The sequence below is a fragment of the Chryseobacterium luteum genome (assembly GCF_000737785.1).
GTDB classification, from domain to species: Bacteria; Bacteroidota; Bacteroidia; order Flavobacteriales; family Weeksellaceae; genus Chryseobacterium; species Chryseobacterium luteum.
Genome location: NZ_JPRO01000015.1, coordinates 54,831 through 80,354, shown reverse-complemented (window position 1 = coordinate 80,354; position 25,524 = coordinate 54,831). Strand labels below are relative to the sequence as shown.

Here is a 25,524-nt window from a genome sequence, read left to right as displayed (position 1 = left end):
CAATACTATCTTCTTTTAATAATCATATAAAGTAAAAAATTATGCAAACTGTAAACGAAAAAAAATTAAAAGCATTTTTAGAAGCTCACCCTATACCTGAGCAATTAACAACAGATAAACGAAAAAGAATGTACATGGATGATAGGTCCATTATAAATTTTAAACTGACATCAGAAGAATCGAATGGCAGTTTGAGTATAACTGAATTTTACTTAATGAAAGGAAATGAACCCCCTCGTCATATCCACGAATTTGTAGATGAAACTTTTATGATTCATGACGGAATTGTTAATTATTATGTTGGAGATAAAATTATCACTGCAGGTACTGGAGATGTTGTATTTGTCCCTAAAATGGAGCCCCATCATTTTAAGCTTGTTTCGGATTCCGCAATTGTTTCAACTATTTTTGCACCAGGCTATTACGATCATTATTTTTGGTATTTTTCTAGACCTATGGATCAGGAAAATATACAGCTGACCAACATGACTCCGGAGGAATTAATAAAATGGAATAAAGAAAGTGCTGTTTTCGGAACAGTTTTCGTAGATGTCGTTAAAAAGAGTAAATAGCTTAATATTTTTACAAAAATTCAAGAAATAAATACTTTGAATCTAAAAGAAGGTGTCTAAAAAACACCTTCTTTATTTTTTTGCTCTTAAAGCCTTATTTGTAATAGCCACAACTTGATCTGACAGTTTGGTTCTAAAAATATTTATCAGTTATTCGATATTGTCCAACGAGTTTCCCACATTCCAACAAAATTCCAACAAAGACAACAGGAAATTATTAACCAAAAACTCTACTTTTGAGTGTGACTAAGTAAGGGAAGATTACAAGACCATGTACTTTTAATTCCTCCCGGCAGACTTCTTTCAATTTCCAATCCCAACATATTATGTTTGATATTGGCTATCCATTCATTTTCATCCTTTCCTGTTTTTATGGAAGTAACCAGTCCATTTTTATTTCTTTCATAAGAAATATCTGCTCCTAAAGAACTCTCCACGGAAAGTAAATTCCCTTTTTCGTCATATTGATAATCAATAACATGCTCCCCTTGTTTTTCTTGAGTAACCCAACCTTGTTTGTTCCTCGTGAAAACAACATTGATATTGGGATTTTGTGCTGCAATTAAAAGCCCTATTTTATTATATTCAAATACCTCCCAATAGCCATCAAAATAATCTGCCCGTATGATCTGCCCTCTCTTGTTATATTCATATTCAGTATATCGGTTTCCTTTTCTTTTTACTTTCACAACCTTTCCAGCATGGTCACGGTTGTAGTATTTGCTAATCCCATCAAAAGAGACTTCCTTTATAATATCGCCTCTATTATTTCTGATAAATTTGTATTGGTCTCCTTGTTCGTTGGAGAGGTTTTTTTCTTGCTTATCATAATCGAAATTGACTTTTATGTCGTTTTCATTCTGTTCTTTGGAGCTTTAGAGTTCGTTTTATGAAACCAATTTGTACTCTGTTATTTTCTTTTTTAATGAGAAAACCTAAGGTAAATAATGTAGTGATATCAGCTATATATTTCGCTTTTTTGAGCCGAATGGTATATGAAAACACATACTTTTTTGTGGGTTTTTTATGCTGCTTAAGTAACATTTTTTATCTGGTTTTCCTGTATATAGCCTTCTGTTCCTTTTGGGGTTCGCACTTTATACCAACCGCTTCCTTGGGGTTCGAGTAGGGTAATTTCTTCTTCATTTTTGAGTAGATCTACTAAGTCACTGTTTACGGCTTGGTATTTATACACGCTGACTTGGGTATCATATTTATTGAAAACCAAATATTTGGATTTGGCTTTTGGGGTCTCATCATCGGCTAGGAAAGAGATTTTTCGCGTGGGAGCTGTTTCTGAAGTTCCTACTGTTTCTGATGAAAATTTGTCCTTAATTGATTCTTTATACACTGCTTCACTCATTAGAGTGTATTGCATTTTGGTAAAAAGTTGCTTTTCATCGGCTACTTCTTCTCTGTATAAAAATGCTTCTAATAACTTTCCTGTTTGCGGGTTTATTTTATAAGTTCCCGATTCTTTGAGCCTTGTATTGAGTTTTGTAATATCTATCTGATTCGCAAACTGACCATAAGCTCTGCTATAAAAGCCTACCCCTAAGGGCATAAAAGATTGCATGTCTATGTTTACTGAAAACGATTGGACATCTGTTGGGAGTTCGTGCATAGGATTTACAAAACAACTCCATTGCACATTGGCTGAATTAAAGAAGTTGGGTTTAATAATGTCTTTTTTATTAAACGGTAAATCGTTGCCATATACATAATTGAAATGTAGCATAAAAAACTCACTTGCTTGTATGCCATGAGTGAGTTTGGCTTTGTCTTGGAAAATGGAATCATGTAAAAGAATTGCATTTTTTATATCTGGCGTATTTTCTGCTATCTTTTCCATTTCTGCCTTGGTTTGTTTCCATTTGGATAAAATAATATCCATATTTAATACATCAAGTATTTTGCCTTGCTGGTCTATTTTTAGGTGTAATTCATTATACAAACGAGAAAATGCTTTTGTTAAATTAGCTACTTCTTTTATTAAGGGATTATTGGCTTCTAATAAAATATGATCTAATAATATTAATTTCACCTCAACTTCGTTATCTGAAACTTTTAATACGTTTAAATCCCAACGGATTTGGGTTTTAGACTGCATTTTTGCATTTACAGCCATCATATCTGAATCTATAACAAGTGTATATTGCTCTGTATAAGTTTGTTTTATTAAAAGTTGTTTGTTGTTCATCGTTTAATTTACTTTTTCTATTATTTCAAAAAATTCTTGAATTTTGAATAAAAATATCTAAATAGGCATACAAATACCTTAAAATGTTATGTTTGATTTCTCTATAGGAATATCTTCAATATTTTTTATTAAATATTTATTTTTATCTTCTACATTAGGTCAACCTTCTAATATTTCTTTTTGACTTTCTGTTGCTATTCCATTCTGATTAGCTTTAACAGCATCTTGCCAATCTTGCATGCACTTTTTTACAATTTTTCATATTTTCTTAATTATTATAATACAAAGTTGTTGATAATTGTATAGAATCATAATTATAAATAAGTTATAGGTTTTCTATAAATTTAAGAATGTCTTTGTTTATGTTAGCTAAATCTAATTTTGCTTTTTTACATGCTTGTTTTATTAATTTATTATGTATTAATGGATACAACTCTTTATTAGGAAATGTTCCATCTTCAAAATTTTCTTCATCTAAAATAGAATATTCTAACTCAAATGATATTTTCTGAATATCTTGTAAAATATTGTTTTTAGTTTCTTTATAAATATTGGTTTCCATTAATAATTTCAATCCATCTATTTTTAAATATCTATATAAAAATACAATATCGCAATACATTCCATAATTTCCAATAAGATATCTTGCTCCTACATTACGTTTGATATTTTCAATAATTTTCATCCAATCCTGTTTTGATAGTAAAGACCATAAGTCAGTTTTCCATTTCAACGCAGATAATATAAATCCTTGATCACATTTATTATTGAATAGATAAATAATTACATCAACCAAATTAAAGGAACTAATATCATAATTTTTAATGTCATTTTCAAAATCACCATTTTCCCAATATATGTCATACATTTTAGTCCAAAAAATCTCTATAAACTTTTCCATTTCTTAATTTTTAAAATATTTATAATTTTCTTTAGCCTTACTCATATCTATACCTGATTCTTCAAATATTTTCTTAAAATTAGCCGCTTCTTTTTGTGTAGGTTCATAGTATCCAGAACCATTATCTATTTCACAAACTCTCCCTCTTTTTATGGTTATTGATCCTGTCACTTGAACAGGTTCTCCATTAGCTAAATGTACATGTCTACTACCTATTTTAAGATTACCATTCATATCAATGATAAAATTCTTTCCATTTGGTGCATGAACAGGATTGCCATTTTTATCAATGATTAATCCATCCTTTACATAAACTTCGGTAGTTTTTCCGTCAGAAGGGAATGGATCTTCAGGATACTTATTCTCTATTTTTTGCTTTGGATCCTCAAACGGCTCACCATCTTTAGGAATACTTGGTGGTTCTGGATCTTTTGGATTTCCAAGGTTTTCGGATGTTCATTTTTAATAATATTATTTTAATCTATTTTTATTATTTCGTAATAATTACTTTCTGTAGAAATAATTGCTTTTAAACCTAAATTGTCAAATTTAACTTCAACAGCCTCACCATAATCGTTCCATTCTGCATTAATTAGGCTTTCTAGTTCTGAAATAAGATTGGATACATCTCCTTTACCTTTTTCATAAATAAATTTTGTTTTTGGACTAACCTGCTTTTGGATTGCTGATTCTAAAAAAGCAACAAACCATTGAGGAATCATCTCTGTTTCAATTAAATCATTTTCTTCTAAAATATTATCTATTATAATTTCAACTCCATTATCTACTTGTTTATTATTTTGTAATAAGTAGAGTTTTTTAATTAATTCTTTTAACATATATATATATTTTAATTGTTAGGGTACAAAGTTATTAATTCATATTGACCTGTTGTAGGATTTAATTTGTAAATAGCTGTATAATAGCTAGTAGGGCTACTTATCAGATTACCATTCGCATCTAAAGTATAAGAAGTTCCCCCATTGAAAGGTTCATTTTTAATCTCAACTTTCTTTTTTAACCCTCCTTTAGAATTAATTTTTTCAGTTTGTAACTTTACTTGTGAATCTTCATAAGCAGCTATATGTTTTTCATGCGAATTGAATTTACCAGAAGCTTCTGGTGTTGCCCTTTGACTACCTCCAGGTGTTTCTCCTGTCTCTAATCTTATTTTGTGTTGATTCCCTGTTGTTTGTGCACCGTGATCAGCATAAGAATGCCCTCCATCATTATCTAAATTAGCAGCTTCTTGTTCAAAATTTCTTGGCGGCGGCGGAGGTGCAGGATCCTCAAACGCCTCTCCATCTTTAGGAGTGCTCGGTGGTTCAGGGTCTTTAGGATTTCCTAAATTTTCGGGTGTATCTATAAATTCTGCATTTTGTTCGGGGTTAAATTTTGGTTTTGTTGGTGCGGGTACTTTTTGCTTAAAATTCGCTCCTAAAAATAGCAAATATAAAGCTATATACCCTGCATCACTTGCTGTTACATAGCCTTGTTTGTATATTTTTTTCCCTAATGCATATTCTCCAGAAGCTCCTGTGGCAAACGCATCAAACGCACCTCCTGCTGTTTCGTTGTCTTTTGTAGCCCAATCATGTAACAAACTGTCTGCACCACCAGCTCCCCTCATTACAGCCATTTCTCCTTTTGCACCATATATCATTCCCCATAAATTACCTCCTATGCTAGACATACCCCAACCAGCAGACATAGTACCTCCCCATAAGCCAGCAACAACAGGTGCCATATAAAAACCTCCTGCTCCTGCTCCCGCTCCCACAGCTGCACACTCCACAAGTTTAAGCGAATAACTGGTTCCTGCAAATAATAAGGCATCTGTCCATGTTTTTACTTTCGGAGAATATTTCACTACGCCTCCTACTTTGCATTCCATAAAAGCCCCTCCTGTTACCGCATAACTACCTGTAAGTATAAGATCTTTTTTATAATTCTGCCATCCTCTTTGCCCTGCATTATTTTGTCCACAGGTTAATGCTCCCTCAACCGCTGTTACAATACCTGCTGTTACTGCGGCACCTGCACCAATAGCCATCATACCCACCAATCCAATAGCTGCAACTCCACCAGTACCCACTATTAATGCAACTACAACAATTACTACCACAGCAGCAATTAAGGCATTCATAAGCATGTTTTTGGTGCATCCAAAATCTATCCAACTACTGGTAGCAGTATCAGCTATAGTAATATATACTTCCCCAGATTTCTGTTTGTTGCTTTTTCGTGTTCCTTGCAACTGTGCTGGGGCAGCTCCGCTGGAACATATCCAAAAATCTTTTTCAGTGATTATTTTGTTACCCATGGCTTAATTTATAAAGACATCACCTCCGTCAATTTTTGTGGTACCACCACCAATATGATTGCTTTTAGAAGAAATATCAATTGCTTTAGTACCATTTATGCCAACACCATCTGTTGCTCCAATTCCTATAATCTTGCCACCAATCAAAATAGTACCATCGGTATTCAATGTAATTGAACTCAAACCCGTTGATAATGTAATTGTCGTATTACATGTTAAACTTATATTTCCTCCGTTATCCATTTTTAAAATACTTTCGCCTCCCTTTCCTACATTAATGGTTTTAGTTGTTTCTGCACTTGTAGTTGCATTTCCCCCGCCATCAAACTTCATACTGACACCTCCATTATCCTGCATATGAAGTGAGCCGTCTTTGTCGTTCATGTGTAGTCGGCTTCCTGTTGGTGTCTGTAGTCCTTTCATAAAATTCCCTGCACCACCCAATCCCGCACTAGCTTCTCCATTAAACATTGCTCCAAATACAAACGGTCTTTCAGCATTACCATTGTCAAATCCTAATACCACCTCTTCCCCAACTTCCGGGATGATGTGCATTCCTTTCCCTTTTCCCGCGTAAGGTGTAACAACTCTCAGCCAAGGGGTTTTCAGTCCTTTCTTTTTCTGCCACGGAAATTGTACTTTTATCATTCCCTGTGGATTATCATTGTCTGTAACAATGGCTGACTGCTCTTCACAGGTTGGGAAAGCATCTTCATCAAAAAATGGGGAGATAAAGATATCGGGGATCCCTATAAATTCATTATAGTAATCGTTACCATCGTGGGAATGAGTAATTTCTATGATACGGTAGGTTTCCATCGCTTTGGCATTGATGTCGGAAATTTCTGCCCTTCCTCCGATCTTCAGCTGTGGGTCACGGCTTCTTCCTCTTACCTGCATCAGGCTTTCCCTGCTTTCCTTTTGGCGAAGCACCATTTCTTTAAGGTCACTATCTACATTCTGTTGTGAGGTAGCATTAAATAACATTTCAGCTTTTTTCTTAAATACTTGTTTGGAGGCATTCACAGCAATTGCTTGAAAACCGTTTTCTTTGTACTGAGCTTGTACAGAATCGGAATCCTTTTCTTTAACCTCTGCTGATATACTATCATATGACATATACTTGAAACCTTGAGGCTTAATCATGATCTCAAATTCAATATCGATCAGATCCATATTTTCTCCTAGCTTTACGATAGGCTGTACTTTGTTTCCGAATATCAGGTTCTGTCCGTCATAATAAAAATACTCGCCGTATCTGTGAGCTAATCTTTTGATGAACTGATAGTCTGATTCCTTATATTGTACTGTGTAAGGAATAGAATATTTGGTATTTAGATTTTCTGCTATTATTGGTATCTCATTCTTGTATTCTTTCAAAGCTTCATCAATAATTCCTTTCAAATCTTTTTCAGTAAAACTTTGGCAGTCTTTACCATTTTCCAGCAAAATACTTGGAGCGTATCCTGTAATAAATAATTTTCCATATCCGCCTCCTTCATTTTTTTTGTTACGGATATTAGCAATGATTCCCATAAAAGATTGCCGAACCTCTCCATATCGATGGAAATTAATAGTCACCTTTTTACCAAGAAGGTTCTTGGAATTTTCCATTACGTAACCTTCAAAACTATCCAATGAATCGTCGGGAGTGATAATTGTAAACGTGTCGTGGTCGTTGGTATGCTGCCTAAGCTCTACCACATAGCTGTTTTTAGCCAGGAATTCTTTACCGTCTATGGTAAGGGTGCAATACACCAACGGACTATCTTTTTCCTTCAAAAAATCCTTGAACGTCTTTTTAGAAAGATATTTCTTGATATCATCCGGATGGTTGAGCCGGCCAATAGAAGCATCATCTATTGGGGTTTCGACAGAGGAAAATTTATTAACCACATTTTTAATGGTGTCTTTATTTTCGGCAATTTTATTGACAATGGGATTATCCAGTTTTTCTGAAATTATTCCTGTAATTTTGTTTTCAGCAGCAGATAATCCTTGCTGTTTAAGTCCGTCCAATCCGCCGTCAAGGGGATTTTTAGGATTGGTTTCTTGGAATGACATATTTTATGGATTTGATTTAATGATTATTGATAATTGGTTTTATAATAGTTTTTATTTCTATTGTTAAAGGTTGAAAGACAAGATTTTTATTGTTTTTTTAAAGATGTAAGAAAATTTTATAGAAAAAATCTAATAGACTAATACGGTCAAAATCTATTATTAATCCTTACCCTCTACAATATAATTTTTTTGGTTCACCATATATTCTTTTCCGCTATTTGGTTTAAACCAAAGTTCGATTCTGGCACAATATCGATCTCCCGCACCTTTATTGATTGTAAAACTTCCTGAATAAATTTTGGCGGTTACATCATCAATCATTGATTTTGACCAGTCATTGAGGTATTCGTCGGATAATAGATCGTTAGTGGTTACTTTAAATGCTTTTATGTATAAATATCCTTTTTCTTTGGGCTTAAAGTTGACGTAGAAACTGTAATAGCCATACCCACCATTGAGTTTAAAATCATTCTGAACTCCAAGTTCTTTTTTTGGAATTTCTTCTTGATAGACTTTTTCGCATTTTATGTCTTCGGGAATTCTGTAACGTTGGGTCGATAGGTATATACTCCCTAAAATTATTGGTGAAAAAAAGAGCAATATCCAAAATATCGTTTCAATGGTTAGTTTACTGTTTTTTTTACCAAAGGCGAAAAAAAATAAACATATAAATAATAGCACTAATGATAAACTTAGATAAGCTTCTATAGGATAAAAAAAAGTCAAAAAAGACAGTAGGTAATAACTTTCAAAGAAAATACGAAAATTATAACAAACCCAAAAAACACCATCAAAGGAAGACCATATTGCTATAAAAATTATAATTTTCATTGACCATTGTGCGATGTCTCCGTAGTTATTTTTATATTTCCTAAAGAAATACAAAAACAATAAACTTAGCAAGAAAGGAAATAAAAATACAGCACAAAAAAAAGAAATATCATAAATTTCTACTACATGATTGGTAATATCACTAATATAAAATGCTAAGTTTTCCCATACTGGATATTTATACATAAAAACTAAAAACCAAAGTATTAATAACCCGAATTCCAATTTCTTACTCATACCTCATAGTTTTTTGGAATATCCTTTTTACCAAACGCAAAAAAGAATAAGGTTATAAACAATAACAATAGAGAAACGCTAAAGTATGTTTCGGAAAGTATTAAAACTCCAAATAGACCTCCTAAAATTGGAAGATTATCTCCTAAGCTTGGAACAGCCCAAAACAAACCATGAAAAGCAAAAACTACCGCAATAATTATAATTACTCTTAAACACCATTTCGCTATATCTTTATAATTATTTTTATATTTTATAAAATAATATAAGAACAGAAGACTTAGTAAAAATGGAAATAGAAATACACCTAGAAAAAGTGAAATGTGAATAGTATTATCACGAAAATATTCTATTTTTGAGCCATAGCTATATAGAAAATCTTCAAACTCTTCTCTTAGCGGAAACTTAAACAATACAACAAAAGTCCATAAAATCCACAATCCAAATATTAACTTTTTACTCATAACTTATTTCTTTACGGGTTGGTGTACACGAATCGTAGACTGAAAAATAGCATTCCATTTAAAAGGCGGATAACCGCGCTGGTGTTGCAATATCCAAAAAGCGGTTAATGCTTCACGTCCTAATGCAGTTGCGGCAGTCTTACCTTTCTGGTTTTTCCAGTCATTGGTTGAAAAATCGCCTTCATCTACGGCAAACCGATCCCTTAGCCTTATCTCCAAAGTAATTGCATAATCTTTATGGCTGGTTGTGGAAAAATCCATTAAAGTTGGTCTGGGCGGACGATTATGTTTTTCTTCCTGCACTCTTATGGTTCTTACCGCAATCTCTTGCACTCCTCCCATTGGCATAGCAAGACTGGGGTTGGCAATGTCGGTACGAAAATTGATATCTGCTTTGTCCAAGATTGAACTACAATCAACGCTATAGTTTTCGAACTGAGACCATCTTTTGCTCTCCAATGCCTTTTGAACTTCATCCCGAACTTTTCTCAAAATACCCTCACGATCATTAGAACTTGAACTTACCCAATAGCTATCGGGCATATTTACAAAAAGTTCTTTTCCTGTACGATTTCGATAATTCGTTTCCAGTATCTTTTTAAGATCTCCTGAACCTACTCGATCTAAAAACTTAAGTCCTCCAGAATCCCACATTATACTAAGCAATTGGGAATCGGACATCTTCAGAAGATAAGCATATTTTTCTTTTAGAAGTCTTTTTCCTTCTGTGGTACTAGGCTGTTCACCACGCCCATACCTAATTTCATTTGGATCTATTTTTTTATCAATTTGCTTGGAAGTTCTTCCAAAAACATTAATTATCATCTTTTGTTGGTTTTTAATTAAATTGAATTTACTTCAACTTAAAAAATTGAACTTTCATCAATTTCTACCTCCATTTTTTCTCGTGAGTAGCACCATTGACATCAAATGTTTGGGCAATGAGTTGTAATTCAATTTGAAGAGGTTCGTTGTTACTTGAGCTGAAATGTTCTACAAAATGAATACAGTACGCTTTTTCAAAATTCAGTTCCTGAAGTTTGCTCATTGCATCTCTACGGAAGAAAATAATTTTTCCGTCTTTGGTTTTATTATGATCCAACATCCAGCCTAAAAGCTCAGGATTTCCCGTACTTTCAATTGTGATGCTAATCTCTCCACCCTGTGGCATTCCCTGTGGTTTCCCGGTACCGTCGGTGGGCTGGGTGAAGCTATATCTACACTCTAATACGTTGTATGTATTACCGTCTAATTCTAATTTTGCTAAAAAGGACATATTTTTTTGTTTATTGGCAGTTGTATTGGCTAATGGGTATAAACTGAATGTTTTATTTGATTTCTAAATTTTCTATAAAATAAAAGAAAGGTGAATTATTCAGAAAAAACTAAAAAATGGGCAATGCTTTATTGCCCATTCTTAATTTATTTACTTGTTACCAGGCCACTCATTTTCGTAAAAACCGCCTCCTAATTCAATCTTTCTTGCAGAGATCGTAAAGGTTTCTGTCAAAGGATTTTCTCCCTTACAGACACCTCAACCGGAAATACAGACATCTATGAACTTGGAAACCCTATTGTGTATGCAGGATTCAGTCCGTCAATAACCGGTGCTTTTTCAAGCGCAGACTGGTTCACGATAACAACGCCCAGCGGCCCTACCACTTATCTGCAGATCTTTTAAATAAACAGGCAGCTGTTCTTACAGCTGCTTATTTTATTAAAAACCATTGATACGGAAAGCAGCATTTTGCTTTCTGAGGGATATTATATGTCCGAATTTTACTCTTAATTTAATCTCATATTTAAAACAATTTAATCATGAAAAAATTCTTTTTACCGGTTTTGGCAGCCGTTTTAACCTTAGCATCATGCAACAACGAGAACATAGCTGCAAATACTGTGGAAAGTATGAAGACCCCACAGATGGAAAACTTTGACAAGGCTTTTAAAAGTTTGGGAGATCCACAGAACAGGCCTACTGAAGAGGAAAAGAACAGAAATACTTCCGAGCTGAGCGACAGAAGAAAGGCTCTTCTTGTTCCGGCATCCAAAGAATTGATTCTTTCCTCAGGTGTTACAGAGGCTGAGCTGACAAGAAAAACAGGTGGTGATATGAGCCAGATCATTGTGTGGGCTACCAACATCTACATGCAGAAAAGTGACGAGATCCGTAAAAACCTAAAATCAGAGAAATAGATATGAAAAAGTTTTTACTGCTATTCGGCATATGTTCCGTTTCTTCGGCATATGCTCAGGGAGGAATGCTGATTATTCAGAATTTCACTACGAATTATGATTTCCACGGAGTTCTTTATGCCAATAATAATACGGGAGGAGGATGCTATCCGTTAGTTGTCTCCAAAGTTCCTGATGCTATAATAATACCTGCGGGAACTGCTGCGAAATACGAAAATTATAAGGACCAGTATGCTACCTCTGGTTTTCCGGTTTCTATCTGGAATGTTTATTTAGGAGCAGGATCTGCTGCCTCGCCAAGAGCCTGGAATCATGGCAGCCTTGCCCCGGGCGGCGTCATTTCGAATAACACAAAATGGTCTATGGCTAAATTCCAGATGTATCATGCCGGAACTTCAGTACCGGAGACTTACTTTAACGGAGATGTCGGAGAAACGGCCCCTCCCTGCAACACTGCTCCTAATGTTGTTACAACATCCTGGGGAAATGCCAGCTGGTTCACGATCACTTCCGGTACAAATGTGTACACTTACCTGAACATCCAATAACCTTATCACCATGAAAAAGATATCATTACTTTTATCAGCTTTGGCAGGAGTTCTTTCTTTTGCCCAGGGTTCTCCGCTGGTTATACAAAACTACAGCAGTTTTGATGCAGTAGGAAGACTTCGTACCGGAACACCTGGTACACCTGGTCCATATATGTTTGCTGCCCCCAATTTTCCTTACGGATCCTATACAGTTCCTGCCGGAGCTTCTACGCAATATAATACATTTGACACTAGCGGTACGGCATCGCTTCCTATAACAATCTGGTATGTAGGAGATGCAACAAACCCGGCAAATAACGGAAGCTATCCTTACAATCATCCTTTCATTACATCTGTGATGAATCCTTCCAATATATGGGGCGGATTTCATTTCTTCCTTACAGACACCTCAACCGGAAATACAGACACCTATCAACTTGGGAATCCTATCGTGTATCCGGGATTCAGTCCGTCAATAACCGGTGCTTTTTCAAGCGCAGATTGGTTCACAATAACGACACCCAGCGGGCCTGTCACTTATCTGCAGATCTTTTAAATAAACAGGCAGCTGTTCCGGCAGCTGTTTATTTTATTAAAAACCATTGATACGGAAAGCAGCATTTTGCCTTCTGAGGGATATTATATGTCCGAATTTCACTATCATTTTAATCTCATATTCTAATACAATTTAATCATGAAAAAATTCTTTTTACCGGCTTTGGTAGCCGTTTTAACCTTAGCGTCATGCAACAATGAAAACATAGCTGCAAATACTGTGGAAAGTATGAAGACCCCGCAGATGGAAAATTTTGACAAGGCTTTTAAAAGTCTCGGAGATCCGCAGAACAGACCTACTGAAGAGGAAAAGAACAGAAATACTTCCGAGCTGAGCGACAGAAGAAAGGCTCTTCTTGTTCCGGCATCCAAAGAACTTATTCTTTCCTCAGGTGTTACAGAAGCTGAACTTACCAGAAAAACGGGTGGCGATATGAGCCAGATCATCGTTTGGGCCACGCAGATTTATATGCAGAAAAGTGATGATATCAGAAAAAACCTAAAATCAGAGAAATAAATTATGAAAAAGCTTTTAACTATCGCAGGATTGTTATTCTTATCTTTTGCTTATGCTCAGGGAGGTCCTCTTGTTGTGAACAATTATACATCGTATGATTTCCACACAAGAGTTACGGCGGCTAATCTTACAACACCGGGATGTCACTTTTATGTGGCCTTAGACCATCCTGAGCTTGTGATTCCAAGCGGGGGTTCTACCAGCTATAACAGTTTCAATATTCCGGGTACTTACTGGAAGGTAGCCACATCATCTTCGCCTGCAACCCTAAGACCGGGAAGCCATCCAAGCCTTGCTTTGGGAGGAGTAATCTCCCTCAATACGAAATGGGTGATCTCTCAATTTCAGTTTTACAAGTCAGGAACGGCTTTATCGTCGGGAGCTGTGGGCAATACAAACTATACATGCGATCCTGTTCCTAATGTTACCACCACACCGCAAGGATCGGTAGAATGGTTTACAATCACCAGCGGCGGCACCACATATACCTATCTCCAGATGTATTAATCCATTTTTTTAAAACACTAACCATCTAAACAAATTGTACTATGAAAAAACTAAGCATTATTTTATGTACCATTGCAGGGATAGCCATTACGGCCCAATCTACTACGCTGGTAATCAATAATTACAGCATTTATGATGCTGCAGGGAGGTTTATGACGATTGGATCAGCAGGTTCCGGATCATACCAGCCTTATATGTATGCTCTTCCGAATACGCCTTATACTACCTATACAATTCCTGCCGGTGGGTATACCAAGTATGACAAATTTGACAATACGGGAGGATTCAATCCTATTCCTATTACAGAATGGTATTATGTTGATCCGTTAAACAGCGCCAACACGGGAATCTATCCGTACAATCACCCGATAATCACCGCTGTTACTTCCATTGATGAATGGATGGGATTTGCTTTTTCACTTACAGACAGTACGGGATATACGTATGATACTTTTGAGGTAGGAGATCCCGTACTTTCCGGAGGTTTCTTAAGCTCAAGCCAAACAGGGCCCAATACCGGTTCTTCGGCAGACTGGTTTACGATCACCACCTCTGGCGGGCAAGTCACTTATTTCCAGATCTATTAATTCTTCCATTATCAAAATAAAACTGATCATTAAAAAAATATCTCTATGAAAAAACTACTGTTATCCGGTGCTTTTGCCATTTTAACTTTGGCTTCATGCAGCAACGAAGGAAATGCCGTAAATACTGTGGAAAGCATGAAAACTCCGCAGATGGAAAACTTTGACAAGGCTTTTAAAAGTCTCGGTGATCCGCAGAACAGACCTACTGAAGAGGAAAAGAACAGAAATACTTCCGAGCTGAGTGACAGGAGAAAAGCACTTCTGGTTCCTGCGTCCAAAGAATTGATTCTCTCAACTGGCGTTACAGAAGATGAACTTACCAGAAAAACAGGTGGCGACATGAGCCAGATCATCGTCTGGGCTACGCAGATCTATATGCAGAAAAGTGACGAAATCCGTAAAAATATTAAATCTGATAAATAATAAGTTATGAAAAAAATATTAACCGTATTGGGAATAGCCGCCTTTTCTTTAGGATACTCCCAGGGAGGGACACTTGTTGTGAACAATTATACTCCCTATGATTTTTTCGGAGCCATAATCGCTCATAATTTTGCGGGAGGATGTTACCCGTATGTCAATCACAAAGACCCTTCGATGATCACAGTTCCCGCCAATTCCAATATGGGAACCGGAACCGAGCTGAGGTATGATAACTACAGAGACCAATACACCTCATCGCTGTATCCGGTAACTGAATGGCAGGTAAGCCTTTCACCAACCAACGGACAGCCAAGATTATGGAGCCATCCTGCTGTGATGCCAGGAGGTGTAGTCTCTCTTAACACCAGATGGGGTGCTACAAAATTTCAAATGCGTATTGCAGGTACTACCACTAATGCTCCGGATAATTTCAATGCCAATTTAAGTGTTGCAGGAAATACCTGTTACCTGTCTGATGATTATTTTACTACATCATCCGGAAGTAACAGTGCGGAAATGTTTACCATAACAAGCGGAAGCACTAACTATACCTATATCCAACTCTATTAATCTGATTGAATTATGAAAAAGATTTTAGCTATCATAGGAACAGCCGCCGCTTCTTTTGTCTACTCACAGGGCACGATAATCATTAATAATTATTCAAAATTTGATTTTCATGGATTTATTATGGCTTCCGCTTCTACAGCCGGGTGCTATCCCTATATAGGAAATGACGGCGAGATTGTAGTCCCTGCCGATTCTCATATGGGTAACGGCAAAGAGCTGATCTATAAAGATTACAACGGCCAGTACCTGTCTTCTTTATATCCTACCGCCAACTGGGCTGTCACATTAAGCCCAATTAATTCTTCCATCATGGCCTGGAATAATCCCAATCTTTCACCCAGCGGTACCATTTCAACCACAACCCGATGGTTTGCCACTAAATTTGATATGACGGAGGCCGGAACGACTATATCCTCACCAGACTTTCGGGCCAATCTAAATCTGGCAAATCCTTGCAACCCTACCGCCTATAGTTATTACACTACTCCGTCGGGAGACAACAGTGCGGAAATTTTCATCATTTCAGGCATTACTTATCTACAGCTTTATTAATTTTTAAAAGCATTTTTAATACTGAAAAGCATGAAAAAAATATTCACTATTCTCACACTATCATTACTGTCATCCGCTTACGCGCAGCACAGCATCATGATCGTCAATAACTATTCTACCAACTTTGACTTTCAGGGGAAAATTGGGGCTCATAATTTCGCAGGGAGCTGCTATCCTTATGTAACATCGAGTACTCCAACAGCCATCATTGTTCCGGCAGATTCACATCAGGGTAACGGCAAAGAGCTGGCTTACAAAAATTTCAAAGACCAGTTTGCAAGCTCTCTGTATCCTACCACTAACTGGACGTTGCAGACCAGTGCCACTAACTCTTCGGTAAGATCCTGGAATCATCCCAGCATAGCACCGGGCGGTGTTATTTCCTATAATGTAAAATGGGCTTCTTCACAGTTTCAGATGTATTATGCGGGAACTTCCACTCCGGAACCTGGTTTCAGCGGACAGATCGGGGAATCTCCTGATCCTTGTACAGGTGCCCCAGGGTACATTTCTACTCCATACGGAGATGCAGAATGGTTCAACATTACAACAGCGAACATTACTTATTCTTATTTACAAATTTATTAATCAAAAAAAACTAACCTAAATTCTAATTTATTATGAAAAAACTTTTTATATCAGCCGCTTTTGCCACTTTAACCTTAGTATCATGTAATAATGAAAGGAGCACAGTAAATACTGTAGAAAGCATGAAAACTCCACAGATGGAAAATTTTGATAAAGCTTTTAAAAGTCTGGGAGATTCCCAAAACAGACCTACTGAAGAGGAAAAGAACAGAAACACCTCCGAGCTGAGCGACAGAAGAAAAGCTCTTCTGGTACCTGCTTCTAAGGAATTGATCCTTTCCACAGGCGTTACAGAAGCTGAAATGACGAGAAAAACAGGGGGAGACATGAGCCAGATCATCGTCTGGGCTACGCAGATCTATATGCAGAAAAGTGACGAAATCCGTAAAAATATTAAATCTGATAAATAACCATGAAAAAGATTTTAGCAGTAATGGGAACCGCAGTAACATCGCTGGCTTATTCGCAGGGAATCTTTATGCTCAACAATTATTCTCCGTATGATTATTATGGAAATCTTATGGCCATGAATTTCAGCGGCTGTGTTCCTGCTGTCATGAACAACAGCCCGGCAACAATGAAGGTTCCTGCCAATTCACACATGGGGAACGGCCTGGCCTGGAGAATAGATAATTACAGAGATCAGTTCAGTACTTCTTTATACCCTGTTACTAATTGGATTGTGACACTTGGACCGCCATCTTCGACCATAAGACCGTGGAACCACCCAAGTCTTATGCCTGGTCCCGCAGGTGTCATTTCCAACAATACCAGATGGGTGACTTCAAAATTCCAGATGCATTATCCAGGAACGGGGAATCCAGTAATAGGATTCAATACAAACATTGGGGATGCAACCCCGAATTCATGCATCGTCAGTGTTGATTATTTTTCCACTCCTAACGGTTCTGCAGAATGGTTTACCATCACAGGTACTGAAACAATTACTTATTTCCAAATATATCCATGAAAAAAACAGCAGCTTTATTATTGGGTCTCACAGGAATATTTTCCTCTGCACAGACTTCGTCTTTTGTATTCAACAACTACAATGTCTATGATGCCGTTGGAAGACTGATGACCTGCAGTCCGAATCCAGGACCGATCCGTTACATGTATGCATCACCCAACGGTTCTTTTGGATCGTATACGATGCCGGCAGGAATCTCTTCGTCCTACGCATCATTCGGAACTACAGGTCTGGCTTCCTTTCCTATGAATATGAATCAGTGGAATGTGACCGATCCTGCCAACACAGCCAATAACGCCTCTTTTGTTTATAACGATCCTTACATTGTCTCTACGATGTCATCAATCAATGAGTGGGCATCCTTTCACTTTTTTCTGCAGGACAGTGCAGGAAATACAGTGGATTCCTATCTTGTGGGAGATCCCAGCATTGCCATTAATGCAGGGGTAACTGCAAATGCCTATCAAGTGGGCGTGAACAGCGGTATAGAAGCTGAATGGTTTACCATTACGACATCTACAGGAAAGATTACTTTTTTCAGTATTTATCCATAGAAAAAAGCGGAGACCGGGTCTCCGCTTTTATTTTTATAAACAGTTTTATAGCGTACATAAAAAATCACGAGAAAATCTGTAAGCCGGATTTTGTTCTTCCTAAGAAGTGCCTGTTATTTATCTGCGTCTTACATTGCTGCAAAACTTGAGCTGATTACCCCTCGGCTTTCAGGACGAGCCGCCCCTAATTTCCATTACTGAAAAGAACCGATATACTTATCATTGCACCGCAAAGAGTTTACCTGGTTTCACTACAGCCGAACTGTACCTGCTTTCTGTTGCACTTGTCCTACCCTCACGGGTGACGGATGTTATCCGCTTTGCTGCTCTATGGTGTCCGGACTTTCCTACCCCTGCCGAAACAGGAATCAACAAACCGATTTTCTCGCGGTTGCAAAGATACATATTATTTGGTGATGTGCTGATGAAAGGATTTGTTAATGTGAGGAGAAATAGCAGACTATTGACAAAAATGGGCATTTAGGTTTTGGCTGAAGCCAATGGCATGAATGTTTTTTTCAAAATGGGCTAAAGCCCATTGCTATTGATATTATGTAGTTCCCATCAGTACTATATTTCCATTTTCAGATCAATAAATTATCCTGTCATCATATCAACAAATTACCACATTATTGTTATCTTCGTGCCATTATAAATCTATGACTTCCAGAGAAAAAGAATTTGCGCAACTTATTAAAGATAATCAGGGCCTGATTATTAAAGTTTCGCGTCTGTATACCAATTCTCTTGAAGATGAAGAGGATCTGTTTCAGGAAATTGTCCTGCAGCTTTGGAGAAGCTACGATTCTTTTAAAGGAAACTCTAAAATTTCTACGTGGATGTACCGCGTAGCCCTTAATACAGCCATTACTCTTTTCAGAAAAAAAAGCAAAAGCCTCCTTACAAACGAACTGGATATCAACCATAGGGATTTTGTGGAGGATGATGATGAAAAACAGCAGCAGATCTCGCTTCTGTATACCGTGATCAAAACACTCCCGAATGTAGAAAGAGCAATTGTAATGATGTATCTTGATGACCTGCCTTATAAGGACATTGCAGAAAACCTCGGGATTACCGAAGTCAATGCACGTGTAAAAATGAACAGATTAAAGAAAACCCTTAAAGAACAGATGCAAAAATATGCCTGATTTTGATTTAGACAGCTTTAAGAAAACATGGCAGGAGCAGCCTGTTCAGCCGAAATACGACAGTAATGAAATTCTTCAGATGCTGAACAAAAAATCGCGCAATTATGTGAAGTATATTTTCTGGATCAGCGTGGCAGAATTTCTATTCTTTTCCGTGCTGGGTGTATTCTATTTCTTTCAGGATGAGGAATCGGACAGCTTCCGTAAAATATTAGAAAAGCTTGGAGCCCAGAAAGCCCCCGAAATAGAGACTAATTTTGATCATGCTTATTTAGCCATAAAAATTTTAAGCCTGTTAATTACAGCTTATTTTGTTCTGAAATTTTATCAGAATTACCGCAAAATAAGGATCGAGGAAAATCTCAAAGGCCTCATTATAAGGATCATTAAGTTCAAAAAAACGGTCAACGCTTTTATCCTTATCAGTATTGCTATACTGGTTGTTTTTACATTTGTGTTTACAGCCTTTATCTTTTACGTATTAAATTCCCAGAATGTACGTCCGGACAATTCCAACCTGATTATTGTGATTATCGGGATCATTGTAAGCACGGTGTTGTGTATACTGCTGATCTGGCTTTACTACCGGCTTGTCTATGGAATTATCATCAAAAAACTGGACAGAAATCTTAAACAGCTTAAAGACATAGATTCTCAGGAAAATTAGCATAAACAGGCATCAATTCAAGATTTTTCATTAATTTTATTCTACCAAATCTTAAACTATGCCATTATCTTACGTCTATGGAGCTTCTGCCATTCCATTACTCGGACAAACTATCGGTGGAAATCTTAAAAAGACCGTTGAAAAATATCCCAACCAAGAAGCATTAGTCTGTGTTCATCAGGGTTACAGAGCTACCTATCAGGAATTTTATAACCAGACCACTGCTGTGGCTAAAGCTTTAATTTTTTCAGGAGCCAAGACAGGAGACAGAATCGGAATCTGGTCTTCTAACCGTTATGAATGGGTCCTGCTTCAGTATGCTACCGCCCGGATAGGGACTATACTTGTCAATATCAATCCTGCTTACAGAACACACGAACTTACTTATGTGATCAACCAGTCGGGGATCCGGTTTATGTTTTCTTCTTTAAGCTTTAAGACGAGCAATTACAGGGAAATGGTAGAATATGCCAGGGAAGTCTGTCCCAGTCTTGAACATGAAATTTTCTTTGATGACAACTGGGAAGATTTTTTAAACAAAGGGCAGGATATTTCAGATGATACACTTCACAGTTTTGAAGAGCATGTACAGTTTGATGATCCTGTAAATATTCAGTATACATCGGGAACGACAGGTTTTCCAAAAGGCGTTACCCTTTCCCATCATAATATTTTAAATAACGGATATTTTATCGGCATACGCTTAAAATACTCAGAAAAAGACCGTGTCTGTATTCCTGTGCCTTTCTATCATTGCTTTGGAATGGTGATCGGGAATATATGCTGTACCGCTCACGGTGCCTGTATGGTGATCCCTAATGACAGCTTTGATCCCGGTATTACTTTAAAAACAGTTTCTGAAGAAAAATGTACGTCTTTATATGGAGTTCCAACGATGTTTATCGCTGAACTGGCAGTGAAGGATTTTGACACTTATGATTTTTCAAACCTAAGGACGGGTGTTATGGCAGGGTCCGTCTGTCCGCCTGAGATCATGAAAAAGGTAGAAAACCTGATGAATATTAAGGAAATGAGCATCTGCTACGGAATGACGGAAACTTCCCCTGTTTCTACGCAGACCCTGATAGGAACACCATTGGAAAAGCAGGTCAGTACTGTAGGTACCGTTCAGGATCATCTTGAAATAAAGATCATTGACGAAAGCGGAAAAACCGTAAAGCGTGGTGAACATGGCGAATTATGTACCAGAGGCTATTCCGTGATGCTGAAATACTGGAACGATCCGGAAAACACGAAAAAAGTACTGGACGATGCCCGGTGGATGCACACCGGTGACCTGGCTGTCATGGATGATGAAGGCTATATTACTATTTCCGGAAGAATAAAGGACCTCATCATTCGCGGTGGCGAAAACATTTCACCTAAAGAGGTTGAAGATTTCCTGTACACCTATCCCAATATCCTTGATGTACAGATCATCGGGGTTCCGAGTGAAAAATTCGGGGAAGAAGTAATGGCCTGGATAAAAGTCAGAGAGGGCTTTGAAGTATCGGAAGCCGAACTTTTAGAATACTGCCAGGGAAGAATTGCCCATTATAAAGTTCCGAAATACTGGAAGTTTGTAGATGAATTTCCTATGACAATCTCAGGAAAAATAAGGAAGGTGGAAATGCGGGAGATCTCTATAAAAGAACTGCAACTGGATACACTGAAGCAGTGAACTTAGAAAAAAAACTACTTTCGTAATATTGCAGTAAATCTTTGCACTTAACATATCCCGCAGACTGAGCAGATCAGCCATATTTTATTTTAAACCCATAATTTATTTAGGATACCAGGCAAATACAAATCTTTACTTTCAAATAAAAAAGCCCGGAATTTCCGGGCTTACTTATGTATAGATAACTTATTAAAGTTCTTTTCTTAATCTGGCTACCGGAATATTGAGCTGTTCACGGTATTTTGCGATCGTTCTTCTGGCAATATTATAACCCTGCTCTTTCAGCATTACTACCAGGGCATCATCTGTAAGAGGTTTTCTCTTGTTCTCTCTCCCGATAACTTCCTGAAGATGTGTCTTGATCTCTTTGGTAGAAACCTCTTCACCGTCATCATTGGTCAGACTGTCTGAGAAAAGATCTTTCAGATAAATAATGCCGTTTGATGTATCGGCATATTTGCTTTTTACTACTCTTGAAATGGTAGAAATATCAAATCCTGTGATATCTGCAATGTCTTTCAGAATCATTGGTCTCAGGGATTTTTCGTCACCTGTGATAAAATAATCCTTCTGAAATTTAACGATAGCCGTAATGGTCTGCAACAGGGTGTTCTGGCGCTGGTTAATAGCATCTATATACCATTTTGCAGCATCAAGCTTCTGTTTGATGAATAGTGCCGCCTGTTTATGCTCAGAAGAGTTTTTATCGTGGGAATACGTGGTTAAAATATCCTTATATTCTTCGGAAACTCTCAGAGTCGGTGCATTTTTACTGTTAAGCATCGGAATGACCAATCCGTCTTTCACCTGGATCACAAAATCCGGGATAATTTCCTGGTTGATGGTAATCGTCTGGGTATCAAAGTTTCCTCCTACTTTTGGTGAAAGTTTGGAAATTTCTTCCAAAGCGTCCTTCAGATCGTCCTCTTCTATATCATACTTCTGGATAATCTTGTTGTAATGCTTATTGGTAAGGGCATCAAACTGATATCTTAAAATATTGGCCGCCAGAGAAACCGCTTTATCAGAGCTCACTTTTTTCTCGATCTGAAGAAGAAGGCATTCCTGAAGACCTCTTGCTCCCACACCTGGCGGGTCAAGCTTCTGGATATAATTTTCAAGGATATCTTCCACTTTTTCTTTGGTGGTGTAAATTCCCTGCGAGAAAGCAAGATCATCGACAATAGCTTTGATCTCTCTTCTCAGATACCCGTCTGTATCAAGATTTCCGATCACATATTCGGCGATCTTTTCATCTTCGTCGCTGATATTCACCAAATGGATCTGTTCCAGCAGGTAATCGTATAACGACTGGCCTTCTGTTAAAAGACTTTCATTATCGAACTCTTCATCGTCCGGAGAATAGTTACTGGAAGCAGTTTTATAGCTAGGTTCGTCATCGTAAATATATTCGTTGACATCAAAATCTGTTTGAATACTTTCTGTTCCTTCGTCCTGATAAGCATCTTCAAGTGAAGAAAAATCATCTTCTTTAGGATCTTCCTTTACAATTTCCAAAGCAGGATTCTCTTCTAGCTCTCTTTCCAGCTCCTCTTCGAATTCCAGGGTATGAAGCTGAATAAGCTTCATCAACTGAATCTGCTGAGGTGCCAGCTTCTGTCCTAATTTGAGTTGTAAGTGTTGTTTAAGCATATTAGTCTTTGTGTTTTAACATAACATATTCTACGAATTTAATAAATTAATTCGACAAAAAACAAATTTAGCATGATTTTTGCATTAACTTATTAACATAATAAACTATAAGAAAATAAAAAAAGCCTTAATTTTTACATTAAGGCTTTTTTATTGGTCTAGAATTCAGCGCTTTTCGGTGTTCTCGGGAAAGGAATCACATCTCTGATGTTGGTCATTCCTGTTACGAAAAGAACCAGTCTTTCCAATCCTAAACCGAAACCTGCATGCGGCACAGAACCGAATTTACGGGTATCAAGATACCACCAAAGTTCGTGTTCATCTACATGCATATCTGCCATTTTCTGTTTTAATACGTCTAATCTTGCTTCTCTCTCCGATCCTCCGATGATCTCCCCGATACCCGGGAAAAGAACATCCATTGCTGCAACGGTCTTATTGTCATCATTCAGTTTCATGTAGAAGGCTTTGATCTCTTTTGGATAGTCAAACAATACTACCGGGCTCTCAAAATGTTTTTCAACCAGGAATCTTTCATGTTCGGACTGAAGATCCGTTCCCCAGCTCTCAACCGGGTACTGGAATTTCCCTTTTTTATTTTCTTTCGAGTTCATCAGGATCTCGATCGCTTCTGTGTAGCTTACACGTTTGAAACGTTTAGCTATAACGTTCTGAAGTTTTTCGATAAGTCCTTCTTTTGCTCTGTCTTTTTCCGGTTTTCCTTTCTGCTCTTCCTCAAAACGTTTATCAAGGAATTCAAGGTCATCTTTACAGTTGTCCAGAACATACTGGATCACATATTTTAAGAAATCTTCCGCAAGGTCGATATTGTCTTCAAGGTTGTTGAATGCCACTTCCGGCTCTATCATCCAGAATTCCGCAAGGTGTCTTGTCGTGTTTGAGTTCTCAGCACGGAAAGTCGGTCCGAATGTATAAATTCTGCCTAGTCCCATTGCCGCGGTTTCTCCTTCAAGCTGTCCGGAAACTGTAAGATTGGTTTTCTTTCCGAAAAAATCCTGTGCAAAATCAATTTCCCCGTCTTCAGTTTTAGGGATATTATTCAGATCAAAGTTGGTTACTCCGAACATTTCTCCTGCTCCTTCTGCATCTGCTCCCGTGATTACCGGTGTGTTGATATAGAAGAACTGGTTTTTGTTAAAAAATGAGTGTACTGCAAAGCTTACGGCATGACGTACTCTGAAAACAGCCCCGAATAAATTCGTTCTGAATCTTAAATGAGCCTGGTCTCTCAGAACTTCCAAAGAGTGTTTTTTGGGCTGAAGAATCGTTTTGTCCCTGTCTTCTGTAAAGTTATCTCCTAAAATAACAATTTTCTTTGCTACAATTTCAACGCTCTGCCCTGCTCCCTGACTTTCCACTACTTCACCCACTACTTTTAAAGAGGCGGCTGTGCTGATTTTACTGATAATCTCTTCATCGAAATTTTCGAAATCAACAACTATTTGCAAATTATTAATAGTAGAACCATCATTTAGTGCTATAAAGCGATTGGCACGGAACGTTCTTACCCAACCGTAAACCGTAATGTCATGATGTAATACTTTCTTGTAATCCTGTAGGACTTCCTTAATGGTCTGCTTTTTCATTTGTTGATTATAAATTTTCTTATAAAAATTAACGTCTGCAAAGTTACAAAAAAACAGCGTAACCTGATGATTACGCTACCTTTTTAAAAAATCATTTATCAAAATACTGAATCTAAAACTATGCTATGGATATTATTCAGGCGATGATATACTTTAATGTACCAATTATAACTATTTATTAAGTCTTCTATCCATATGTTTGTAAATACACATGCTGTATTTATTGTCCTGTTATAATTAATTTTGATTTTATTAGAGCTTTAAATGCCAGATTAAAGTATATTAGTATCAAAATAATCTTTTGATAGTATAATTATTCAGATGATCATCATATACCGTAAAACAGCTTTAATCGAAGGGCTTTCATATCTGATTCTGCTCTTCATTGCCATGCCTTTAAAGTACTTTTTTAATATACCGGAAGGGGTAAAATATTTTGAATGGATCCATGGAGTCTTGTTTCTTATATTTCTAATAGCTCTTCTGTTATCCGCAATAAAATACAGGTGGAGTTTAAAAAGAATCATATTGTATCTAGTAGGTTCAGTACTTCCATTTGTACCATTTATACTGGATAAAAAACTCAAAGAAGAATATTCATAAAAAACGGATTGGCTACTTCCTGTT

Annotated in this window: 31 protein-coding genes, 1 other RNA gene and 1 pseudogene; 18 read left to right on the top strand and 15 right to left on the bottom strand. The window is 37.1% G+C overall.

Annotated elements, in window-relative coordinates; all coding sequences use genetic code 11:
• Positions 1–41: 41 nt before the first annotated feature.
• On the top strand, positions 42–572 hold the full coding sequence (locus IX38_RS15955) for a cupin domain-containing protein (protein ID WP_034706630.1): 531 nt from the start codon (positions 42–44) through the stop codon (positions 570–572).
• Positions 573–802: 230 nt separating this feature from the next.
• On the opposite strand, the gene IX38_RS15950 is transcribed toward IX38_RS15955, so the two are convergent.
• The 12 genes and pseudogenes from IX38_RS15950 to IX38_RS22670 all read right to left on the bottom strand — a co-directional run.
• A complete protein-coding gene (locus tag IX38_RS15950) occupies positions 803–1,261 on the bottom strand; it encodes a hypothetical protein (protein WP_034706629.1) in 459 nt (152 codons plus the stop codon).
• Positions 1,262–1,605: 344 nt separating this feature from the next.
• Entirely contained in the window at positions 1,606–2,772 is a 1,167-nt protein-coding gene (locus IX38_RS15940) for an SH3 domain-containing protein (protein WP_034706627.1), read from the bottom strand.
• 325 nt (positions 2,773–3,097) lie between these two features.
• Positions 3,098–3,673 (bottom strand): hypothetical protein, encoded by a 576-nt coding sequence (locus IX38_RS15935; protein WP_034706625.1) that lies wholly within the window; start codon positions 3,671–3,673, stop codon positions 3,098–3,100.
• A gap of 3 nt (positions 3,674–3,676) precedes the next feature.
• Positions 3,677–3,907 carry a hypothetical protein gene (locus tag IX38_RS15930; RefSeq protein ID WP_034706623.1) on the bottom strand — a complete coding sequence of 77 codons (231 nt, stop codon included), beginning with the start codon at positions 3,905–3,907 and terminating at the stop codon, positions 3,677–3,679.
• A 242-nt stretch (positions 3,908–4,149) separates the two neighbouring features.
• Positions 4,150–4,512, bottom strand: a complete 363-nt coding sequence (locus IX38_RS15925; RefSeq protein ID WP_034706622.1) for a hypothetical protein — start codon at positions 4,510–4,512, stop codon at positions 4,150–4,152.
• Positions 4,513–4,523: 11 nt separating this feature from the next.
• A complete protein-coding gene (locus IX38_RS15920) occupies positions 4,524–5,996 on the bottom strand; it encodes a hypothetical protein (protein ID WP_034706620.1) in 1,473 nt (490 codons plus the stop codon).
• 3 nt (positions 5,997–5,999) lie between these two features.
• Positions 6,000–8,060 (bottom strand): type VI secretion system Vgr family protein, encoded by a 2,061-nt coding sequence (locus tag IX38_RS15915; RefSeq protein ID WP_051884814.1) that lies wholly within the window; start codon positions 8,058–8,060, stop codon positions 6,000–6,002.
• Positions 8,061–8,219: 159 nt separating this feature from the next.
• On the bottom strand, positions 8,220–9,128 hold the full coding sequence (locus tag IX38_RS15910) for a hypothetical protein (RefSeq protein WP_034706618.1): 909 nt from the start codon (positions 9,126–9,128) through the stop codon (positions 8,220–8,222).
• Positions 9,125–9,589: a hypothetical protein gene (locus IX38_RS15905; RefSeq protein ID WP_034706617.1), complete on the bottom strand. Its 465-nt coding sequence runs from the start codon at positions 9,587–9,589 to the stop codon at positions 9,125–9,127. Before IX38_RS15905 ends, IX38_RS15910 begins: the two co-directional genes overlap by 4 nt.
• A 3-nt stretch (positions 9,590–9,592) precedes the next feature.
• Entirely contained in the window at positions 9,593–10,414 is an 822-nt protein-coding gene (locus tag IX38_RS15900; RefSeq protein ID WP_034706616.1) for a hypothetical protein, read from the bottom strand.
• 64 nt (positions 10,415–10,478) lie between these two features.
• Positions 10,479–10,865: a type VI secretion system tube protein TssD gene (gene tssD / locus IX38_RS15895; RefSeq protein WP_034706613.1), complete on the bottom strand. Its 387-nt coding sequence runs from the start codon at positions 10,863–10,865 to the stop codon at positions 10,479–10,481.
• 150 nt (positions 10,866–11,015) lie between these two features.
• Positions 11,016–11,102, bottom strand: a pseudogene (locus tag IX38_RS22670) (hypothetical protein); the annotation flags it as partial.
• 305 nt (positions 11,103–11,407) lie between these two features.
• On the opposite strand from IX38_RS22670, the gene IX38_RS15890 reads away from it, so the two are divergent.
• The 13 genes from IX38_RS15890 (at position 11,408) to IX38_RS15830 (ending at position 18,138) form a co-directional block, all read left to right on the top strand.
• Positions 11,408–11,785: a hypothetical protein gene (locus IX38_RS15890; RefSeq protein WP_034706612.1), complete on the top strand. Its 378-nt coding sequence runs from the start codon at positions 11,408–11,410 to the stop codon at positions 11,783–11,785.
• A gap of 2 nt (positions 11,786–11,787) precedes the next feature.
• The gene (locus tag IX38_RS15885; RefSeq protein WP_034706610.1) at positions 11,788–12,333 is read left to right on the top strand and encodes a hypothetical protein; all 546 of its coding nucleotides are present in this window, start codon (positions 11,788–11,790) and stop codon (positions 12,331–12,333) included.
• Between the two features lie 10 nt (positions 12,334–12,343).
• Positions 12,344–12,871, top strand: coding sequence for a hypothetical protein (locus tag IX38_RS15880; protein ID WP_034706609.1), 528 nt, complete (start codon positions 12,344–12,346; stop codon positions 12,869–12,871).
• A gap of 138 nt (positions 12,872–13,009) precedes the next feature.
• Positions 13,010–13,387, top strand: a complete 378-nt coding sequence (locus IX38_RS15875) for a hypothetical protein (protein WP_034706608.1) — start codon at positions 13,010–13,012, stop codon at positions 13,385–13,387.
• A gap of 3 nt (positions 13,388–13,390) precedes the next feature.
• Complete coding sequence (locus tag IX38_RS15870) at positions 13,391–13,894, top strand: hypothetical protein (RefSeq protein WP_034706606.1); 504 nt, start codon at positions 13,391–13,393, stop codon at positions 13,892–13,894.
• Positions 13,895–13,935: 41 nt separating this feature from the next.
• Positions 13,936–14,481: a hypothetical protein gene (locus IX38_RS15865; protein ID WP_034706605.1), complete on the top strand. Its 546-nt coding sequence runs from the start codon at positions 13,936–13,938 to the stop codon at positions 14,479–14,481.
• Positions 14,482–14,526: 45 nt separating this feature from the next.
• Complete coding sequence (locus IX38_RS15860; RefSeq protein WP_034706603.1) at positions 14,527–14,904, top strand: hypothetical protein; 378 nt, start codon at positions 14,527–14,529, stop codon at positions 14,902–14,904.
• A gap of 6 nt (positions 14,905–14,910) precedes the next feature.
• Complete coding sequence (locus tag IX38_RS15855) at positions 14,911–15,474, top strand: hypothetical protein (RefSeq protein WP_034706602.1); 564 nt, start codon at positions 14,911–14,913, stop codon at positions 15,472–15,474.
• A 12-nt stretch (positions 15,475–15,486) separates the two neighbouring features.
• Positions 15,487–16,026, top strand: a complete 540-nt coding sequence (locus IX38_RS15850; protein ID WP_034706599.1) for a hypothetical protein — start codon at positions 15,487–15,489, stop codon at positions 16,024–16,026.
• Positions 16,027–16,056: 30 nt separating this feature from the next.
• Entirely contained in the window at positions 16,057–16,614 is a 558-nt protein-coding gene (locus IX38_RS15845) for a hypothetical protein (protein ID WP_034706598.1), read from the top strand.
• Between the two features lie 32 nt (positions 16,615–16,646).
• Positions 16,647–17,024 (top strand): hypothetical protein, encoded by a 378-nt coding sequence (locus IX38_RS15840; protein WP_034706597.1) that lies wholly within the window; start codon positions 16,647–16,649, stop codon positions 17,022–17,024.
• Between the two features lie 2 nt (positions 17,025–17,026).
• Positions 17,027–17,584 carry a hypothetical protein gene (locus IX38_RS15835; RefSeq protein ID WP_034706595.1) on the top strand — a complete coding sequence of 186 codons (558 nt, stop codon included), beginning with the start codon at positions 17,027–17,029 and terminating at the stop codon, positions 17,582–17,584.
• Positions 17,581–18,138 carry a hypothetical protein gene (locus IX38_RS15830; RefSeq protein ID WP_034706594.1) on the top strand — a complete coding sequence of 186 codons (558 nt, stop codon included), beginning with the start codon at positions 17,581–17,583 and terminating at the stop codon, positions 18,136–18,138. The genes IX38_RS15835 and IX38_RS15830 overlap by 4 nt, the downstream gene beginning before the upstream one ends.
• A 63-nt stretch (positions 18,139–18,201) precedes the next feature.
• On the opposite strand, the gene rnpB is transcribed toward IX38_RS15830, so the two are convergent.
• Positions 18,202–18,526: RNase P RNA component class A (gene rnpB, locus IX38_RS22045), an RNA gene on the bottom strand.
• A gap of 271 nt (positions 18,527–18,797) precedes the next feature.
• Here rnpB and IX38_RS15825 point away from each other — a divergent pair.
• The 3 genes from IX38_RS15825 to IX38_RS15815 are packed head-to-tail and all read left to right on the top strand — an operon-like array spanning position 18,798 to position 21,637.
• On the top strand, positions 18,798–19,289 hold the full coding sequence (locus IX38_RS15825) for an RNA polymerase sigma factor (protein WP_034706592.1): 492 nt from the start codon (positions 18,798–18,800) through the stop codon (positions 19,287–19,289).
• Positions 19,282–19,956, top strand: coding sequence for a hypothetical protein (locus IX38_RS15820; RefSeq protein WP_034706590.1), 675 nt, complete (start codon positions 19,282–19,284; stop codon positions 19,954–19,956). The genes IX38_RS15825 and IX38_RS15820 overlap by 8 nt, the downstream gene beginning before the upstream one ends.
• 58 nt (positions 19,957–20,014) lie before the next feature.
• Positions 20,015–21,637, top strand: coding sequence for an AMP-binding protein (locus tag IX38_RS15815; protein WP_034706589.1), 1,623 nt, complete (start codon positions 20,015–20,017; stop codon positions 21,635–21,637).
• A gap of 189 nt (positions 21,638–21,826) precedes the next feature.
• Here the strand turns inward: IX38_RS15815 and rpoN are convergent, their stop codons facing one another.
• A complete protein-coding gene (gene rpoN, locus IX38_RS15810; RefSeq protein WP_034706587.1) occupies positions 21,827–23,290 on the bottom strand; it encodes an RNA polymerase factor sigma-54 in 1,464 nt (487 codons plus the stop codon).
• A 158-nt stretch (positions 23,291–23,448) separates the two neighbouring features.
• A complete protein-coding gene (gene asnS, locus IX38_RS15805; protein ID WP_034706585.1) occupies positions 23,449–24,897 on the bottom strand; it encodes an asparagine--tRNA ligase in 1,449 nt (482 codons plus the stop codon).
• A gap of 321 nt (positions 24,898–25,218) precedes the next feature.
• Between asnS and IX38_RS15800 the strand changes: the two genes are divergently transcribed.
• Positions 25,219–25,500 (top strand): DUF3817 domain-containing protein, encoded by a 282-nt coding sequence (locus IX38_RS15800; RefSeq protein WP_034706584.1) that lies wholly within the window; start codon positions 25,219–25,221, stop codon positions 25,498–25,500.
• The last annotated feature ends 24 nt before the right edge of the window (positions 25,501–25,524 follow it).